Here is a 16,512-nt window from a genome sequence, read left to right as displayed (position 1 = left end):
CGGCGGGGTGGGTCGGTACCGATGTAGGACGCGGCCGGCGGACCCGCAATATCACAGGTGGCCGATATCCGCCTCAGAAGCCGTCGCAGTTCTCGGCGATCGCCGCTTGCGAACTGGCGGTGATGCGGTTGTCGGCCACCGCGAAGGTTTCCTGCATCAGCATGTCGTTGTTGGGGAAATCGTAACAGGCGACCACCGTGGTGACGCCGCCTTCGCTCTTCTCGATCCTGTGCCGGATCGCAGCACCGGCAACCGCATCTTTCCATTCGTCGATGGAGGCAATGAATTCCTGCTTGCTTTGCACAATGCCGAGGTCGTCCAACTTGATGCGGACATCGTCGGCAAGCAGGTCGGACAGTTCCGTGCGGTCGGCGACCAGCAGCGCCGAATACCAGCGGCTGATGATGGCGCGATCATCGGCGCGGGCGGCAATAGTCGCGATCAGCAGCGCGGCCGCCGTAAAAACAGTCGACCGGAGGTTCACCACCTTGCGCGCCGCTGCGTTCATCCCAGCTCCGGCCGCTCGAAATCGCCGGTCTCCTTGTTCATCACCCAGAGTTCACCAGTCGAAATGTCGAACCAGGCGCCGTGCAGCGACAGCCGACCCTTGCCTTCGAGGATCGAGACGCAAGGGAAGGTCCGGAGATTGGCGATGGAATAGCGAATCGAAATCCGCTCCAGCGCGGTCTGACGCTCCGACGCCGTCATGAAGGTGCTGGAGGACACGGTTTCGGCGGCCGGTGCGATGAGACTCATCCATTTGCCGATGAAGTCGCCGGGTGACAGCGGTGCGAAATTGGTGTCGAGCGCGGCGCGGATGCCGCCGCAGCGGCCATGGCCCATGACGACGATATTCTTGACCTTCAAGCTCTGCACGGCGAATTCGAGCGCGGCGGAGGTCGAATGGAATTCGCCGTCCGGTGCGTAGGGCGGCACCAGATTGCCGACATTGCGCAGCACGAAGAGTTCGCCGGGCCCGGCGTCGAAGATCGCCTCGGGGGCTGCGCGGGAGTCGCAACAGGCGACGATCATCGTTTCCGGCGCCTGGCCTTCGCGGGCAAGCTCTCGATAGCGTCCGCTCTCGGTGAGATAGCGGCCGCTCATGAAATTGCGGTAGCCGGCGAGGAGATGGTCGGGAAGGTGAGGCATGGGCGGCTAAGGCCTTTCCGGGTTGGAGGCGGCAGCTCGTTGCAGTCGAGAGAAGCCTCTAGCGGCAAAAGCCCGTCGCGAGCAATGCAGAATTGTAGGAGCTTGTCGTAAAAGCCAGGCACGAAGCGCGACTCTCGCAGGCACCCTCACGCCCAAATGGCAACCGGTATGCCAACACGATCGATGAGCGGCGGGTCGGGAAACGGCCGTGCCTCGCCTTCGGCGATGCGGCCGGCGATCAGCATCATCGCTGCAGCGTCAAGGAAGTCATCGGCGGCCGCACCGCGTGGTGGCGGCTGGTCGAGGAAGCCCATCTCGTAGCCATGCCGGCAGAGCAGCGCCTTGCGTTCCGCCATGCCGTCGGGATTGATGCTGCCCTTGATCTTCTTCGGCAGCCGCATGGCCTGATCGCCATTCAGCCGGCAGAAGGCGACCTCCGGATGCGATTCGAAAACGCGGCCACGCAGATCGGGTCGCGCGATCAGCAGTGCGTCGATCTCGCGGATCTTGGCAAAAATGCCGAACGCCTGGATCGACACGCCGCGCGGCGGGTCGGATGTGGTTTTGGCCACCTCGCTTGCCCTGATATGCGCGGCATACCAGACTTCCATGGTGGTGAAGTCGTTGGTGTCGGCATAGAGCGCGGCGCGGGACGGGATCGAAAAGACGCTGGATTGGCGTGCCCCGAGCAATGGCCGCACCAGCGCTTCCGGGCCACGTCCGCCTTTGCCCGAAAGCTCGGGCAGGCCGATCGGCATGTCGACCGCGATGACCGCATCGTCGGGGAATGACGCAAGCAGGGCAGCGAAGCTTGCAAAGACAGCGACGGAAGGTGCCATGCCAAACGCGCCCCGGACGGCAATCCAGCCGGCCTTGCAGCCGTCGACGCCGACAAGCAGGGCCTCAGTCGATGTCACGCCCGGCGGTCCCGCTCCGGATGCGTGAGGTGGCGAAGCTGCACCATCGCCATCGGGTGCGACAGGCTCTGCGCATCGGTTTCGAGTTGCAGTTCGTCGCCGCCGCGCTTGGCGGTTCGCGCCAGGATCTCGTAGACCGCCGCCGTCGTCGATTGCAGCGCCTTGATCGGCGGCTGGCCGGACAGGATGCGCGCCAGGTAGACGGCCGCCGTCAGGTCGCCCAGACCATTCGGCGGCTTGTCGATCAGGCGATGCTCGGCAAGCAGCGCCTGGCTGCCATCGAGCAACAGGTTGCCGGTGCCGCCCGTCATCATCGACGGCGCCGAGGTGACCAGCATGGTCGATGGCCCGGCATGGAGGGCGGCCGCGATCACCGATTTCAGGTCGGGCAACGGGGCGCCGGCCATCCATTCCAGTTCGTAGCGGTTGGGGGTGGCGATGTCGGCGATCGGCATCAGCCGGTCGCGCATGGCGATGGCGGTCGGTTCGGGCACATAGAGCCCGCCCGAATCACCCATCACCGGATCGCAGATATAGACGGCGTCAGGCGTCCTTGCCTTCACCGCGGCGACCACCGAAGCGACGGCCTCGGCCTGGCCGGCCTCGCCGAGATAGCCGGACAGCACGGCGCCGACCTCACCCAGCCATGGCGCGCGCTCGAGATCGGCCATCAACGCCTTGAACTGGTCGAGCGGCGGCACGATGCGCGTCGCTCGACCATGGCCGGGATGCCAGGGCAGGATGACCGTCGGCACCGCCCAGACCGGAAAGCCCAGCGTCTCCAGCGCGAACACGGCGGCACGGTTGCCGACCGAGCCGCGCGCGACATGGCTGGAAATGACGATGACCGCACGCGGCGCGTCGGTTTGTTCGGCGCTCATTGTTGTTTGATTCCTAACTGCCCTGGATGACGTAAAGCACGAGCCAGACCATCAGGCCCAGCGCCAGCAGCAGGCCGAGCGTCCGGCCAATGCGGGTGCCCCAGACTTCGATCGGATCGGCAGGATCGGCATCGGCCGCGGTGACGTGATCGTGCAGGCCTTTCGTGGCCCGCGCCACAAACGAGTTGCCGGCCGGATCCGTCTCGCGCGCCACGCGCTCGAGGATACGGCGCGATTCCTTCTCGCTGTCCTGGCGTTCCGCCATGGTGATGTCCTGTTTCGACAGGACCTTACCGCGTTCGCACGGTCAATCACAGGGCCTTGCAACGGCATCGGGCGTGCCACGCAAGCGCCTGCCGGTGGAGCGTTTTCTTGCGCGCCGATTGTGGTAATGCTTCGCATGCAACTTCTACCGAGGGACCCCATCATGCTTGCCCATCGCCTTGCCTCACCGTCCATGTTCCGCACGCTGCCCGCCTTCCTGATGATGGCGATCGTGCTGCCGCTGCTTGCCGGCTGCGGCTACAACACCATCCCGACGGCAGAGGAAAGCGCCAAGGCGGCATGGAGCGAGGTGCTGAACCAGTATCAGCGCCGCGCCGACCTCATCCCCAACCTGGTCGAGACGGTCAAGGGCTATGCCTCGCACGAAAAGGACACGCTCGACGCGGTGGTCGAAGCGCGTGCCAAGGCCACCCAGATCACGGTGACTCCGGAAACTCTGAACGACCCCGAAGCCTTCAAGAAGTTCCAGGACAGCCAGGCCGGCCTGACCAGCGCGCTGTCGCGGCTCTTGGCCGTGGTCGAGAACTATCCCGACCTCAAGGCCAACCAGAATTTCCTGGCGCTGCAGGCGCAGCTCGAAGGCACCGAAAACCGCATCGCGGTGGCGCGACGCGACTACATCCTGGCGGTCAAGGACTACAATCTGACGCTGAGGACCTTCCCCTCGGTGCTGTGGGCGACCTTCTGGTTCCGTGGCAACCAGCCCTTCGCCAATTTCACCATCGAGGACGACAAGCTGCAGACGCCGAAGGTCGATTTCGGCACGAAGCAGGGCGGGTGATCGTCGACTGTCATCGGAATAAATCTCGCGAAATGACGGACTGCTGGCGTGCAAACACCCCCCTCTGTCCTGCCGGACATCTCCCCCTCAAGGGGGGAGATTGGCAGTTTCGAGCGCATTGCTCATCCTTCTGCGTCGGTGATTGGCGAAGGCCGGTGTGACGTCCAATCTCCCCCCTTGAGGGGGAGATGTCCGGCAGGACAGAGGGGGGCGCCGCGGAACACCTACCTTTCCTTTCTTAGCCTTCTTGCCAGCCTCTTCTTCCTCCCCATCACCGCCTTCGCCGCCGAACTTCCCGCCCTGACAGGCCGTGTCGTCGACAATGCCGGTATCATCGATGCGTCGACCAAGGCGGCGCTGACGCGGAAGCTTGCAGATTTCGAGACAAAAGGCTCCGACCAGATCGTTGTCGCGACGATTCCCAGCCTCGACGGCGAGGAGATCGAGCCTTACGCCAACCGGCTGTTTCGCTTCTGGAAACTCGGCCAAGCGAAGGAAAACAACGGCGTCCTGCTGCTGGTGGCGCCGAACGACCGCAAGATGCGCATCGAGGTCGGCTACGGCCTGGAAGGCACGCTGACCGACCTGCACACCAAGCTGATCATCGAAAACGACATGGTGCCGGCCTTCCGCGCCGGCGATTTCTCCGGCGGGATCAGCAAGGCCGTCGACGACATGATCATGGTGCTGGAAGGCAATCCGGAGGAGCTGGAGGCGCGCGGCGAGCGCAACCAGCAGGCGCCCTTCGATTCCGACGACCTGTTCTTCGCCGTCTTCATCAGCATCTGGGCGATCATCTTCTTCGGCAGCATCGCGGTTTCCGTCCTGCCGCCGATCTTCGGCCGGAAGCTTGGGCCCGGCCGCTATCGCTGGCTCGGCATGACCTTCGAGCCACACCGGCGATCCTCCGGTGGCGGCTGGTCGTCGGGAGGTTCCGGCGGTGGCTGGTCCTCGGGTGGCGGTGGCGGCTTTTCCGGCGGCGGCGGTTCGTCAGGCGGCGGCGGATCGTCGGGAGGCTGGTGATGGCATGACGATCCGCAGCATCAGCCTGTCGAGACCCGGCCGCTTCGCCTCGGCTGTCCTGATGGCTATGGCGGCGCTGTTCCTGGGGTTTGCGGCCCACGCCGCCGACCTGCCGGCGCTGACCGGCCGTGTCGTCGACAATGCCGGCATCATCGATGCCGCGACCAAAGCGGCGCTGACGCGGAAGCTTGCCGATTTCGAGACAAAAGGCTCCGACCAAATCGTCGTCGCGACGATTCCCAGCCTCGACGGCGAGGAGATCGAGCCTTACGCCAACCGGCTGTTCCGCTTCTGGAAACTCGGCCAGGCGGGCGAAAACAATGGCGTGCTTTTGCTGGTGGCGAAGAACGACCGCAAGATGCGCATCGAGGTCGGCTATGGCCTGGAAGGCACGCTGACCGACCTGCACACCAAGCTGATCATCGAAAACGACATGGTGCCGGCCTTCCGCGCCGGCGATTTCTCCGGCGGCATAGAAAAGGCCGTCGACGACATGGTCATGGTGCTGGAAGGCAATCCGGAAGAACTGGAAGCGCGCGGCAAGCGCAATCCCGCGGACAACAGTACTTCCATCGACCCAATCGTCGCGGTCTTCCTGATCTTGTGGGCGACGCTGTTCTTCGGTGGGCTGGCGATGGCGTTCCTGCCGCCGATGTTCGGCACAAAGCTTTCGCCGGGCGTGTACAAATGGCTGGGCATGACGTTTCGTTACGGCCGCGGACCGAGCGGGTCCTCGGGCCGCAGCGGCTGGACAACGGGTTCGTCGTCGAGCAGCGGCTGGTCGTCGGGAAGTTCGAGCAGTGGCTGGTCTTCGGGGTCAAGCAGCGGTGGCGGGTTTTCCGGCGGCGGCGGCTCATCCGGTGGTGGCGGTTCTTCAGGAAGCTGGTGAGACAGATCATGGCAACACGACCAATCAGCCCGCAGGACCATGAGCGCATCGCAAACGCGATCCGCGCCGCCGAATCGAAAACCGACGGCGAGATCTACTGCGTCGTGGCGCATGCCAGCGACGGCTATTTCTTCCCGGCCGCCTTCATGGCGACCATGGGCATGCTGATCGTCAGCCTGGCCGTTGGCTATGGGCTGGAAGCCTGGTGGCTGTCGATCCGGCTGCCGCATTTCGTCCTCGCCCAGCTCCTGGCGCTGGCCTGTGTGCTGGCCATGTTGTGGGCGCTGCCCGGCCTGCGTATCCATCTGGTGCCAAGGCGGCTGCGCTATCAGGCGGCGCATGCCAACGCGATCAAGCAGTTCCTCGCCCGCAACGTCCACCGCACCACGGCGCGCACCGGGGTTCTGGTCTTCGTCTCCATCGCCGAGCGCTATGCCGAAGTGGTCGCCGACTCGGGCATCGACGCCAAGGTCGGCCAACCTGTCTGGGATGGCGTTGTGCGCGACCTTACGGCGCATGCCGGCGCCGACCGGCTTGCCGACGGCTTCGTCAAGGCGATCGAGCAGGTGGGGGCGGTGCTGGCCGAGCATTTCCCGGTCACGGTGGGTGACAGCAACGAACTGGACGACCATCTGGTCGAAATCTGAGTTCTTCAGAGGGACTTCGAAGGCACCTCGCTAATGCGACGATCGCCTGTGAGAAAGCCGGCGGCGGGCCGCCCGGACTCTTGCAATCGGGCGATGCGGGTTTATGGTTAACAAATCATGAATACGCTGACCATCGACATCAGGAAGGCCGACCCGCGCGATGCCAGCGCCATCGCCGAGGTGCATCTGGAGGCCTGGCGCGGCGCCTATTCCGGCATTATTCCGCACCGCACCCTGACATCGATGATCAACCGCCGCGGCGCCGACTGGTGGGCGAATGCGATTCGCCGCGCCGCCACCGTTCTGGTGGTCGAAATCGGCGGCAAGATCGCCGGCTATGCGACGATCGGCAAGAACCGGGCCCGCGAACTGCGCCAGCAGGGCGAAATCTACGAATTGTACCTGCGCCCGGAATATCAGGGCATCGGGCTTGGCAGCCGGCTGTTCGCGGCTGCCAGGGCGCGTCTGGCCGATCATGGGCTGAAAGGCATGGTGGTTTGGGCGCTGGAAGACAACCAGAACGCGCTTGCCTTTTATGCCGGCGCCGGCGGCCGCGATGTCGCCGAGGGCGTCGAGATCTTCGAGCAGAAAGCGCTGAAGAAGGTCGCTTTCGTCTGGGAATGACAGCCCGGCTTTTCGGCCGCCCGCGTCTTCCGATCGTACCCAGCACCATTCGCCGCATTGCACCATGGCGCGCCGCCCGCTATCGATCTCTCATCAAAAGAGGGACAAAGCCATGCGCATTGAAGCCATAGCCAGTGGAAAGAATCCGCCTGAGGACGTCAACGTCATCATCGAGGTGCCGATCGGCGGCGAGCCGATCAAGTATGAGATGGACAAGGAAGCCGGCACGCTGTTCGTCGACCGCTTCCTGCACACCTCGATGCGCTACCCCGGCAATTACGGCTTCGTGCCGCACACGCTGTCGGGCGACGGCGATCCGATCGACGTGCTGGTCTGCAACACACGCGCGCTGGTGCCGGGCTGCGTCATCAACGTGCGGCCGATCGGCGTGCTGATCATGGAAGACAATGCCGGCCAGGACGAGAAGATCATCGCCGTGCCGTCACCGAAGCTGACGCTGCGCTACGAGAACGTCACCGAATACACCCAGCTGCCCGACATCACGCGCCAGCAGGTGCAGCACTTCTTCGAGCACTACAAGGATCTCGAGCCCGGCAAATGGGTCAAGATCGAAGGCTGGCACGATTCCAAATATGCCAAGAAGATGATCGTCGACGCGATCGAGCGGGCCAAGGCGGGCAAGTAGCCCATCGTGCTCAGTTATCGACCCGGCCGAAAGCCGGCACGTTGCCGATGACGGTGTGCCTGTCCTTGCCGCAGGCGAAGGTTCGCGCCTTGTCGTCGGCAAGCTTGCGCGCCTGATCGTTGGCGCCTGGATTGCCGGTGGCTAGCACCAGGCCGACGGTGCAGCCGTCGCGGGTCCCCATCTGGCCGACCTTGGCGACGAGCAGTACCTCGGTCGGCTTTTTTTCGTCATCCGCGTTGCTGATCGAGCGGCGATGGATGACGGCAAAGGGCACTGCGGTCTCGCCCTTGGTCTCGATGCGCCATTCGATCTTGGCTCCGGATGAATTGAAACCGGAAAAGCTCTCCCAGACCGTCGTCATGTCGCCGCCGGGCGGAAAACCGTAGAACAGCGATTCACGAGCATCGTCATAGGCAATCAGCACGGGATAGCCGCGATAACCCGAACAGGCGAGTTGGGCCCAGTCGCCGTCGCCTTCCTCGGCCTGCGCGTAGGTCACGCAATCCTTCTTCGAGTCGAGATCGGTGTAGGCGCTTGCAATGCCATCGGCGTGTGCGGCCTGGCAGAAGCCGGCGAGGGTGAGCGAAATCAGCAGGCTACGCATCGCGGACATCTCCGTTGCAGGGCATCGCAGCGTAGCGCCAAATGCTATTTCTTCAAGCTGGCTTCGATCAGCAGATCGGCGTTGCGGGCGACCGCTTGCGCCGGGCCGCCGAGCCCGAACAACTGGCCGCTGATATAGGCGCCTTCGATCAGGAGCAGCAGGCCGTCGCCCAGCGTGTCGGGATCCTGCGCGCCCATCGCAACCGCCATGGCGCGCAGGCGGCGGCGCAATTCCTGCTTGTTGGCCTCGCTGACCATGCGGGCCGGATGGCTGTGGTCGGGATATTCGACCGCCGCATTGGTCATGCCGCAGCCGCGATAGTCCGCCACTTGCGTGCGCTTGCCGATGCGGGTCAGGAAGGCCTTGAGCTGCGCGCGCGGGTCGCCGGGATGAGCGGCGACCGCCTCGTCGAAACGCTCCCAGTATTCAAGATCGTATTGCCTGAGATAGGAAGCGGCCAACTCATCCTTGGACGGAAAGCTGCGATAGAGGCTGGGCTTGGTGACGCCGGCGCGTTTGACGATCTCGTCGACGCCGATCGCCCTGATGCCGCGCCGGTAGAACAGATCATAGGCCACATCGAGTATCTTCTTGGCGGCTTTCGGCGGCGCCGATGCATGACCGTCGCTGATGGTCAGATCAATATTTTTGTCCGTTGGCATCGTGTGACTCGATTGACAATGTTACCGATCGGTACGTATACCTGTTCCTACCCTGCAACGTACCGGTCAGTAACATGATAACTCAATCTCGTCCCTTTGGCCAGCGCTACGCCTTCGTCGTGGTTGGCATCATCTTTCTCTGCCTGCTGGTTGCGGCCGGCCTGCGGTCAGCGCCCGCCGTCATGATGCTGCCGCTGGAGAATAGCTTTGGCTGGCGGCGCGACGTCATCTCGCTGGCCGCTGGTGTCGGCATCCTGCTTTACGGTCTCACCGGTCCATTCGCCGCGGCGCTGATGGAGCGCATCGGGCTGCGCCGCACGCTGCTCGCCTCCCTGATGGTGATGTCGGGCTCTACCGCGCTCAGCCTGCTGATGACCAAGCCCTGGCATCTGTTCATCACCTGGGGCGTGTTCTCGGGCATCGGTTCCGGCGCTGTCGCCAGCGTGCTCGGCGCCACCATCGTCAACCGCTGGTTCAAGACCAATCGCGGCCTTGTCATGGGATTGATGTCGGCCTCCAGCGCATCGGGCATGCTGGTGTTCCTGCCGCTGATCGCCGCGTTGGCGCAGTCGGGCGGCTGGCAGCCGGTCGTCATTGCGGTGGCGATCGCCACCGCGGCCCTGATACCGCTGGTCTGGCTGCTGGTGCCGGAGCGGCCGGCCTCGATCGGCATGGTGCGCTACGGCGCCGATGCCGACGACCTGCCGCCGGCTCCGCCCGCGTCACAGGGCAATTTCCTCGCGCATACGTTCTCGACGCTGCGCCGCGCCGCCGGCACGCGGGTGTTCTGGTATCTGTTCGCCACCTTCTTCGTCTGCGGCTTCACCACCAACGGGCTGGTCGGCACGCATCTGATCGCCTTCTGCGGCGACATGGGCATCGGCGAGGTGCAGGCCGCCGGCCTGCTGTCGATGATGGGCATTTTCGACCTGATCGGCACGACGCTGTCGGGCTGGCTCACCGACCGCTACGATCCGCGCAAGCTGCTTGGCGTCTATTACGGCATTCGCGGCCTGTCGCTGATCTATCTGCCCTATTCCGGCTTCTCGGCGACCAGCCTGATCATCTTCGCCGTGCTCTACGGCCTCGACTGGATCGCCACCGTGCCGCCGACGCTAAGGCTCGCCAACGAAGCGTTCGGCGATCGCAGCGGACCGATCGTGTTCGGCTGGATCGTCGCCGGCCACCAGATCGGTGCGGCGACCGCGGCGGCTTTCGGCGGCACCATGCGCGAATTGCAAGGCAATTACGAACTGGCCTTCCTGATTGCCGGCATGACGGCGATTGCCGCCGCCTGTATCTCGCTGCTGATCAATACAAATCGCCCGGCGTTTGATCCGGAGCCGCAAGCGGCTTGAGCTGCTCTTCCCTTCTCCCCTTGTGGGTCCCACAAGGGGAGAAGGGAAGATGTGGTTGTTACCAAAACTTCATCGTCCCGAGATGCGCCTGAAACATTGACGCTGGACCTTGGTGGCACCGTTCAAGCCATCCAGGAAACAGCCATGAACAAGCTTTCGATGACCCGCCGCGCCTTCGTCACGTCCGCCAGCGCCATTGGCCTGGCCGGGGTCTCGAGCTTGGCGCTGCCATACTATTCGCGTGCCAATCAGCGGCCGGCCTTCACCCATGGCGTCCAGTCGGGCGATGTCGACGCCATCAGCGGCATGGTGTGGACGCGTACCGACCGCCCGTCGCGCGTCATGTTCGAGGTGTCGTCGACGGAAAGTTTCGCCAATGCGACGCGCCTGGCACCACTCGATACATCACCGGCCAGCGATTACACCGTCAAACGGCTTCTCACCGACCTCGCTTCCGATCAGGACATCTTCTACCGCATGACGTCAGCCGATCTAGCCGACATCAACGCCGTTTCCGAGCCGATCACAGGTCGCTTCAGGACGGCGCCGGCGTCGAAGCGCGACATCCGCTTTGCCTGGTCGGGCGACACAGCCGGCCAGGGCTGGGGCATCGACGAGACCGGCATGAAGACCTACGCCACGATCGGCAGGCACACGCCCGATTTCTTCCTGCATTCGGGCGACACCATCTATGCCGACGGCGCCATGAAGGACGAGGTCGACCTGCCCGGCGGCGGCAAGTGGAAGAACGCCGTGCTGATCGACGGCAAGCGCAAGGTCGCCGAGACGCTGGACGAATACCGGGACCAATGGAAATACAACATGATGGACAGGAACGTGCTCGGCCTGAGCGCCATCTGCCCGACCTTCTACCAGTGGGACGACCACGAAGTTCTGAACAACTGGTCGGACTCGAAGGACCTCAGCGCCGACAATCGCTACACGGAGAAGTCCATCCATGTGCTGGCGGCCCGTGCGGCGCGCGCCTTCCACGAGATGACGACGATCCGCTACGAGCCGTCCGAGCCCGGCCGCGTCTATCGCAAAATCGCTTACGGGCCGCTGCTCGACGTGTTCTTCCTCGACATGCGGTCCTATCGCGGCTCCAACGGTCCGGACATGCAAGATGAGATGACACCGCAATCGCGCATACTGGGCGAACAGCAGACGAAATGGCTGAAGCGCGAACTGGCGAATTCGAAGGCGACCTGGAAAATCATTGCCGCCGACATGCCGCTCGGCCTCGTCGTCTGGGACGACGGCGCCAAGAAAGTCGGTGCCGAAGCGGTCAGCAATGGCGATAGTGGCTTGCCAAAGGGACGCGAGCTCGAGATCGCCGACCTGCTGCGCTTCATCAAGAACGCCGGCATCAGCAACACAGTCTGGCTGACCGCCGACGTGCATTACACGGCCGCCCACCACTACAACCCGGACAAGGCGCGGTTCCAGGATTTCAATCCGTTCTGGGAATTCGTCTCGGGCCCGATCCATGCCGGCACGTTCGGCCCCAATGATTTTGACATGACATTCGGGCCGGAGCTGAAGTTCATCAAGGCGCCGACCGCCGAACAGGGTCAGAACCTGCCGCCATCGGCGGGCCTGCAATTCTTCGGGCTGGTCGATATTTCAGGCGCCAGCGAGCAGATGACGGTGCGGCTGATGGATCGCGACGACAACGAACTGTTCAAGGTGACGCTCGACCCGGTGCGGTCGGCGTAAGCGCGCGGTCTGTTGGAAAAGCGTCCCGGACGCCCGCCACGTCTTAGTCTGGGTAGCAGACCATTGGAATGTTCGGCCAGACGGCGCTGTCGCAGTTGGCGGTATCCTGCCTATGCTTGAAGGAGGCGCTGACCGGGCCGGTCACCATCGGGTCGACACCGTCGGGTGCGTCGGCGAAGACCTGCTCGGCTGTCTGCGTGCCGGACTGCGCGACGGGGCGCGTCTCGCGCAGCGTCGCGGCCGACTGCGCGGCGTTGGCGGCCAGCAGGATTGCAAAGGCCGCGGACGCGATGAGTGGCCAAAATCGGTTGAGTTTATCGGTCATGATTTTCGAACTGCCCGGGCCCGGAAAGGTTCCCGCCTTGGTTAACAAAATCATCTCACACGCGGATGCTTAAGATTTGATGAGTATTTGGTGGCGCGCCTCCTCTTTCGCAACTGCGAAAAACCCTGTATGAGCCGCGCAACCGAAAGAGGCAGCGCCTTTTGGCCTGCTGCCTGCAACGCTTCCGAGACCAGAACATGAAAATCCGTAATATCGCGATCATCGCGCACGTCGACCATGGAAAAACCACCCTCGTCGACCAATTGCTCCGCCAATCCGGCTCCTTCCGGGACAACCAGCGTGTCGCCGAACGCGCCATGGATTCCAACGACCTCGAAAAGGAACGCGGCATCACCATCCTGGCCAAGGCGACCTCGGTCGATTGGAAGGATACCCGCATCAACATCGTCGACACCCCCGGCCACGCCGATTTTGGCGGCGAGGTCGAACGCATCCTGTCGATGGTGGACTCAGCCATCGTGCTGGTCGACGCGGCCGAAGGGCCGATGCCGCAGACCAAATTCGTCGTCGGCAAGGCGCTCAAGGTCGGCCTGAAGCCGATTGTCGTCATCAACAAGATCGACCGTCCAGACGCCCGCCATGTCGAAGTGGTCAACGAGGTGTTCGACCTGTTCGCAGCACTCGACGCCACCGACGAGCAGCTCGACTTCCCGATTCTGTACGGTTCGGGCCGTGACGGCTGGGTTTCGGAAAATCCGGAAGGACCGAAGGACCAGCAGTTGGCGCCGCTGTTCGACCTCGTCATCAAGCATGTGCCGGCGCCGACCGTGCATCCCGGCCCGTTCCGCATGATCGGCACCATCCTGGAAGCCAATCCGTTCCTCGGCCGCATCATCACCGGTCGCATCGAGAGCGGCACACTGAAATCCAACCAGCCGGTCAAGGTGCTGCACCATGACGGCACGCTGGTGGAAACCGGCCGCATCTCCAAGATCCTCGCTTTCCGCGGCCTTGAGCGCCAGCCGATCGAAGAAGCCCAGGCGGGCGACATCGTCGCCATTGCCGGCCTGTCGAAAGGCACCGTCGCCGACACGTTCTGCGATCCGGCGGTGAGCGAGCCGCTGCATGCGCAGCCGATCGATCCGCCGACCGTGACCATGTCCTTCCTCGTCAATGACAGTCCGCTGGCCGGCACCGAAGGCGACAAGGTGACCAGCCGCGTCATCCGCGACCGCCTGCTGCGCGAGGCCGAAGGCAATGTCGCGCTGAAGATCGAGGAATCGCCCGACAAGGATTCGTTCTTCGTCTCCGGCCGCGGCGAATTGCAGCTGGCCGTGCTGATCGAGACGATGCGCCGCGAAGGCTTTGAAATCGCCGTGTCGCGTCCGCGCGTCGTCATGCAGAAGGGCGAAAATGGCGAGCTTCTCGAGCCGGTCGAGGAAGTCGTCATCGACGTCGACGAGGAGCATGCCGGCATCGTCGTGCAGAAGATGTCGGAGCGCAAGGCAGAGATGGTCGAACTGCGTCCGTCCGGCGGCAACCGCCAGCGCATCGTCTTCCACGCGCCGACGCGCGGCCTGATCGGCTACCAGTCGGAACTGTTGACCGACACGCGCGGCACCGCCGTGATGAACCGGCTGTTCCATGCCTATGAGCCCTACAAGGGCGAATTGCCTGGCCGCACCAACGGTGTGCTGATCTCCAACGAGCAGGGCGAGGCGGTGGCCTACGCCATGTGGAACCTGGAAGACCGCGGCCCGATGGTCATCGACCCGGGCGTCAAGGTCTATCAGGGCATGATCATCGGCATCCATTCCAGAGACAACGATCTCGAAGTGAACGTGCTCAAGGGCAAGAAGCTGACCAACATCCGCGCCGCCGGTAAGGACGAGGCGGTGAAGCTGACCCCGCCGATCCGCATGACGCTGGAGAAGGCCTTGGCCTGGATCCAGGACGACGAACTGGTCGAAGTGACGCCGAAGACGATCCGGCTGCGCAAGCTCTATCTCGACCCGAACGAGCGCAAGCGATTCGAGAAGTCGGCCAAGGCGGTCGGCGCGGCATAAGCTTCTTTATTTCCAAACGACTGAGAGGGGCGAAGCAAACCATTGCTCCGCCCCTCTTTCGTTCATCCACCGGCAGCCGACATAATGTCGTCCTGGTCTACTTCACCGGCCAGATCCATGCGGATGGTCATTCCCTGGCGGGCCGGCTTGCGCAAGGCTTTGGCACCGTCGGGATGAACGACCAGCAATCGTCGCTCTTCCAGCGCTTGAAGCCGTGATCGCGAGATGCCGAGTTCGCCGGCGAGCAGCCGATCGAGTCGCAGGGACGTCGGTATTTCGAGGCCAAGCTGGAGTTCCAGCGCGGTTGCCGTCTCCCTTGCGCCGCCAAGTCTGTGCTTGTGAACGGCGACATCGGGAAATTCCTCAAGGCGCCCGATCCGGTTTCGCAGCGCGACGACATCGAAGGCATGGCGGCGGGCCAGCCCCGGATCGTTGCTTTCGAGCGCCTGCAGCAAAGCAGGCTCGATGTCGCGGCGGTTGCAGCGCTCGAAAATGCCGAAATTCCAGGAATTGTCACAGTCGATGCAGCGGTAGATCAGCCAGACATCGATGCGCTTGCCGTTGGCGTTGACGCGGAATTTCCCGCTGCTGCAATAGGCTTTCACAGTGCCGCAGCGATTGCAGTTGATGAGCGGTCGCGGTGCGATTTTGGGCGCGATAGCCCAGTGGATGCGCAGAAATCCGGACATGCCGATAAGCCCTTCCCGTCGGGAAGTTCATCAGGCCGGCGATGTCGAGATGCCCATGCGGGCACGGCGTGGCGATAGGCTGCGGTTTTTGGAAATCGGGTGTCACGGGCAAAAGCCGCGCGACGCGGTTCAGCAGTGCCAAACCGGTCTCGAACCGCCGCCCAGAGGAACACATGAAAATGAAACAGACACCGCGAATGCGGCGTCATGCAGTGTGTCGGGGGAGTTGACGAGACCGGCGGTTACGTAGGCAAAGTGAAGCTCAAAATTGTTTCGCGGCAGCACTTCTAGCCGCGAGATGCAGGCCGGGCAAGGGGTTCGGCAGTTGATGCATAACAAGAGTCGCACAGTTGCTGATGTCGGCGCCGCCCCTCATCGCCCTGCCGGGCACTTCTCCCCGTATAGTGACGGGGAGAAGGGGGCTGTTGTCCGAACCGGATAGATAGGTAACAGAATGGACTGATTAGATGGGTGACAGTTTTCTTCCTCGCCGGGAGGACCGGCGATGGTTTGGCGAGAGACTGTACTCATGGATGAACGGCTTCGGTTTGTGGTGGAATGCCTTTCTGGCGAGGAGACGATGACGCAATTGTGTGCGGCCTTCGAGATCTCTCGCAAGACCGGCTACAAATGGCTTGAACGCTACCGGGAGCTTGGGCCGGTGGGCCTGCATGATCTGCCGCGTGCGCCGCTCAATCACGGCCGGGCGACGGCCGCGGATGTGGTGGAGCGGATCGTGGCTATGAAAGAGGCGCATCCGCTGTGGGGGCCCAAGAAGATCATTGCCAGGCTCAAGCGTGCGGAGCCCTGCGGCGGCTGGCCAGCGGTCTCGACGGCTGGTGAGATACTGAAGCGGCATGGACTTGTGGGGCGCAGGCGCAAACGCTGGAAGGCGGCAGGCAATGGCCCATGGCCGGAAGCTTCGGAGCCGAACGCGGTGTGGACCGGGGACCACAAGGGCTGGTTCCGGACCCGCGACCAGTGGCGCTGCGAACCGCTGACGGTGATGGATGTGTCGAGCCGCTACCTGTTGGGGCTCGAGGCAACGAGTTCGACGGCGGATGAGGAGGCTTGGCCGGTGTTTGAGCGGTTGTTTGAGGAGAACGGCCTGCCGGATCGCTTCAGAAGCGACAATGGCTCACCATTTGCGTCGACCGGCGTCACCGGGCTGACGCCGCTTGCGGCGCGCTTCATCAAGCTCGGCATCGCCCTTGAGCGCATCCAGCCGGGCAAGCCGCAGCAGAACGGGCGCCATGAGCGTTTCCACCTGACCATGCTGCCGATGG

19 protein-coding genes are annotated in these 16,512 nt (G+C 63.5%); 10 read left to right on the top strand and 9 right to left on the bottom strand.

Annotated elements, in window-relative coordinates; translation table 11 throughout:
* Positions 1 to 73: 73 nt before the first annotated feature.
* The 5 genes from NKH03_RS27450 to NKH03_RS27430 all read right to left on the bottom strand — a co-directional run bounded on the left by NKH03_RS27450 (position 74) and on the right by NKH03_RS27430 (position 3,212).
* On the bottom strand, positions 74 to 508 hold the full coding sequence (locus NKH03_RS27450) for a nuclear transport factor 2 family protein (protein WP_352866115.1): 435 nt from the start codon (positions 506 to 508) through the stop codon (positions 74 to 76).
* A complete protein-coding gene (locus tag NKH03_RS27445; RefSeq protein WP_352866113.1) occupies positions 505 to 1,149 on the bottom strand; it encodes a carbonic anhydrase in 645 nt (214 codons plus the stop codon). The genes NKH03_RS27450 and NKH03_RS27445 overlap by 4 nt, the downstream gene beginning before the upstream one ends.
* Positions 1,150 to 1,295: 146 nt before the next feature.
* Entirely contained in the window at positions 1,296 to 2,066 is a 771-nt protein-coding gene (locus NKH03_RS27440; RefSeq protein ID WP_352971852.1) for a DUF429 domain-containing protein, read from the bottom strand.
* Positions 2,063 to 2,947 (bottom strand): pyridoxal kinase PdxY, encoded by an 885-nt coding sequence (gene pdxY / locus NKH03_RS27435; RefSeq protein ID WP_352971849.1) that lies wholly within the window; start codon positions 2,945 to 2,947, stop codon positions 2,063 to 2,065. Before pdxY ends, NKH03_RS27440 begins: the two co-directional genes overlap by 4 nt.
* Positions 2,948 to 2,960: 13 nt before the next feature.
* Positions 2,961 to 3,212: a hypothetical protein gene (locus NKH03_RS27430; protein WP_352971846.1), complete on the bottom strand. Its 252-nt coding sequence runs from the start codon at positions 3,210 to 3,212 to the stop codon at positions 2,961 to 2,963.
* A 162-nt stretch (positions 3,213 to 3,374) separates the two neighbouring features.
* Here NKH03_RS27430 and NKH03_RS27425 point away from each other — a divergent pair, with 162 nt between their 5' ends.
* From NKH03_RS27425 to ppa, 6 genes are all read left to right on the top strand, one after another.
* Complete coding sequence (locus NKH03_RS27425) at positions 3,375 to 4,013, top strand: LemA family protein (protein WP_352971843.1); 639 nt, start codon at positions 3,375 to 3,377, stop codon at positions 4,011 to 4,013.
* 177 nt (positions 4,014 to 4,190) lie between these two features.
* Positions 4,191 to 5,036, top strand: coding sequence for a TPM domain-containing protein (locus NKH03_RS27420; protein WP_352971840.1), 846 nt, complete (start codon positions 4,191 to 4,193; stop codon positions 5,034 to 5,036).
* Positions 5,037 to 5,040: 4 nt separating this feature from the next.
* Entirely contained in the window at positions 5,041 to 5,925 is an 885-nt protein-coding gene (locus NKH03_RS27415; RefSeq protein WP_352971837.1) for a TPM domain-containing protein, read from the top strand.
* An 8-nt stretch (positions 5,926 to 5,933) separates the two neighbouring features.
* On the top strand, positions 5,934 to 6,572 hold the full coding sequence (locus tag NKH03_RS27410; protein ID WP_352971834.1) for a TPM domain-containing protein: 639 nt from the start codon (positions 5,934 to 5,936) through the stop codon (positions 6,570 to 6,572).
* Between the two features lie 117 nt (positions 6,573 to 6,689).
* Complete coding sequence (locus NKH03_RS27405) at positions 6,690 to 7,196, top strand: GNAT family N-acetyltransferase (RefSeq protein WP_056586049.1); 507 nt, start codon at positions 6,690 to 6,692, stop codon at positions 7,194 to 7,196.
* Between the two features lie 112 nt (positions 7,197 to 7,308).
* Positions 7,309 to 7,842, top strand: coding sequence for an inorganic diphosphatase (gene ppa, locus NKH03_RS27400; RefSeq protein WP_352865116.1), 534 nt, complete (start codon positions 7,309 to 7,311; stop codon positions 7,840 to 7,842).
* A gap of 10 nt (positions 7,843 to 7,852) precedes the next feature.
* Here the strand turns inward: ppa and NKH03_RS27395 are convergent, their stop codons facing one another.
* The gene (locus NKH03_RS27395; protein WP_352971831.1) at positions 7,853 to 8,446 is read right to left on the bottom strand and encodes a hypothetical protein; all 594 of its coding nucleotides are present in this window, start codon (positions 8,444 to 8,446) and stop codon (positions 7,853 to 7,855) included.
* 44 nt (positions 8,447 to 8,490) lie between these two features.
* Positions 8,491 to 9,108: a TetR/AcrR family transcriptional regulator gene (locus NKH03_RS27390; RefSeq protein ID WP_352971829.1), complete on the bottom strand. Its 618-nt coding sequence runs from the start codon at positions 9,106 to 9,108 to the stop codon at positions 8,491 to 8,493.
* A gap of 74 nt (positions 9,109 to 9,182) precedes the next feature.
* Here NKH03_RS27390 and NKH03_RS27385 point away from each other — a divergent pair, with 74 nt between their 5' ends.
* The gene (locus tag NKH03_RS27385; RefSeq protein ID WP_352865110.1) at positions 9,183 to 10,466 is read left to right on the top strand and encodes an MFS transporter; all 1,284 of its coding nucleotides are present in this window, start codon (positions 9,183 to 9,185) and stop codon (positions 10,464 to 10,466) included.
* A gap of 144 nt (positions 10,467 to 10,610) precedes the next feature.
* The gene (locus NKH03_RS27380) at positions 10,611 to 12,185 is read left to right on the top strand and encodes an alkaline phosphatase D family protein (protein WP_352971826.1); all 1,575 of its coding nucleotides are present in this window, start codon (positions 10,611 to 10,613) and stop codon (positions 12,183 to 12,185) included.
* A 43-nt stretch (positions 12,186 to 12,228) separates the two neighbouring features.
* Here the strand turns inward: NKH03_RS27380 and NKH03_RS27375 are convergent, their stop codons facing one another.
* Complete coding sequence (locus NKH03_RS27375; protein ID WP_352865104.1) at positions 12,229 to 12,510, bottom strand: hypothetical protein; 282 nt, start codon at positions 12,508 to 12,510, stop codon at positions 12,229 to 12,231.
* Between the two features lie 197 nt (positions 12,511 to 12,707).
* Between NKH03_RS27375 and typA the strand changes: the two genes are divergently transcribed.
* A complete protein-coding gene (gene typA, locus NKH03_RS27370) occupies positions 12,708 to 14,537 on the top strand; it encodes a translational GTPase TypA (protein ID WP_352865101.1) in 1,830 nt (609 codons plus the stop codon).
* A 62-nt stretch (positions 14,538 to 14,599) separates the two neighbouring features.
* Here the strand turns inward: typA and NKH03_RS27365 are convergent, their stop codons facing one another.
* Positions 14,600 to 15,226, bottom strand: a complete 627-nt coding sequence (locus NKH03_RS27365; RefSeq protein ID WP_352971823.1) for a DUF1062 domain-containing protein — start codon at positions 15,224 to 15,226, stop codon at positions 14,600 to 14,602.
* A 505-nt stretch (positions 15,227 to 15,731) separates the two neighbouring features.
* Between NKH03_RS27365 and NKH03_RS27360 the strand changes: the two genes are divergently transcribed.
* Positions 15,732 to 16,512 (top strand): helix-turn-helix domain-containing protein (locus NKH03_RS27360; protein WP_352971820.1); only part of this gene is annotated, 781 nt, incomplete at its 3' end.

The organism is Mesorhizobium sp. M1406 (assembly GCF_040317555.1).
GTDB lineage: Bacteria > Pseudomonadota > Alphaproteobacteria > Rhizobiales > Rhizobiaceae > Mesorhizobium.
This window is presented reverse-complemented; position numbering and strand designations above follow the sequence as displayed.

Excerpts from the sequence above, each read along its gene's own strand:
- NKH03_RS27450 (WP_352866115.1), bottom strand. The coding sequence starts at position 508 with ATGAACGCAGCGGCGCGCAAGGTGGTGAACCTCCGGTCGACTGTTTTT.
- NKH03_RS27445 (WP_352866113.1), bottom strand. The coding sequence starts at position 1,149 with ATGCCTCACCTTCCCGACCATCTCCTCGCCGGCTACCGCAATTTCATG.
- pdxY (WP_352971849.1), bottom strand. The coding sequence starts at position 2,947 with ATGAGCGCCGAACAAACCGACGCGCCGCGTGCGGTCATCGTCATTTCC.
- NKH03_RS27430 (WP_352971846.1), bottom strand. The coding sequence starts at position 3,212 with ATGGCGGAACGCCAGGACAGCGAGAAGGAATCGCGCCGTATCCTCGAG.
- NKH03_RS27425 (WP_352971843.1), top strand. The coding sequence starts at position 3,375 with ATGCTTGCCCATCGCCTTGCCTCACCGTCCATGTTCCGCACGCTGCCC.
- NKH03_RS27415 (WP_352971837.1), top strand. The coding sequence starts at position 5,041 with ATGACGATCCGCAGCATCAGCCTGTCGAGACCCGGCCGCTTCGCCTCG.
- NKH03_RS27410 (WP_352971834.1), top strand. The coding sequence starts at position 5,934 with ATGGCAACACGACCAATCAGCCCGCAGGACCATGAGCGCATCGCAAAC.
- NKH03_RS27405 (WP_056586049.1), top strand. The coding sequence starts at position 6,690 with ATGAATACGCTGACCATCGACATCAGGAAGGCCGACCCGCGCGATGCC.
- ppa (WP_352865116.1), top strand. The coding sequence starts at position 7,309 with ATGCGCATTGAAGCCATAGCCAGTGGAAAGAATCCGCCTGAGGACGTC.
- NKH03_RS27395 (WP_352971831.1), bottom strand. The coding sequence starts at position 8,446 with ATGCGTAGCCTGCTGATTTCGCTCACCCTCGCCGGCTTCTGCCAGGCC.
- NKH03_RS27390 (WP_352971829.1), bottom strand. The coding sequence starts at position 9,108 with ATGCCAACGGACAAAAATATTGATCTGACCATCAGCGACGGTCATGCA.
- NKH03_RS27385 (WP_352865110.1), top strand. The coding sequence starts at position 9,183 with ATGATAACTCAATCTCGTCCCTTTGGCCAGCGCTACGCCTTCGTCGTG.
- NKH03_RS27380 (WP_352971826.1), top strand. The coding sequence starts at position 10,611 with ATGAACAAGCTTTCGATGACCCGCCGCGCCTTCGTCACGTCCGCCAGC.
- NKH03_RS27375 (WP_352865104.1), bottom strand. The coding sequence starts at position 12,510 with ATGACCGATAAACTCAACCGATTTTGGCCACTCATCGCGTCCGCGGCC.
- typA (WP_352865101.1), top strand. The coding sequence starts at position 12,708 with ATGAAAATCCGTAATATCGCGATCATCGCGCACGTCGACCATGGAAAA.
- NKH03_RS27365 (WP_352971823.1), bottom strand. The coding sequence starts at position 15,226 with ATGTCCGGATTTCTGCGCATCCACTGGGCTATCGCGCCCAAAATCGCA.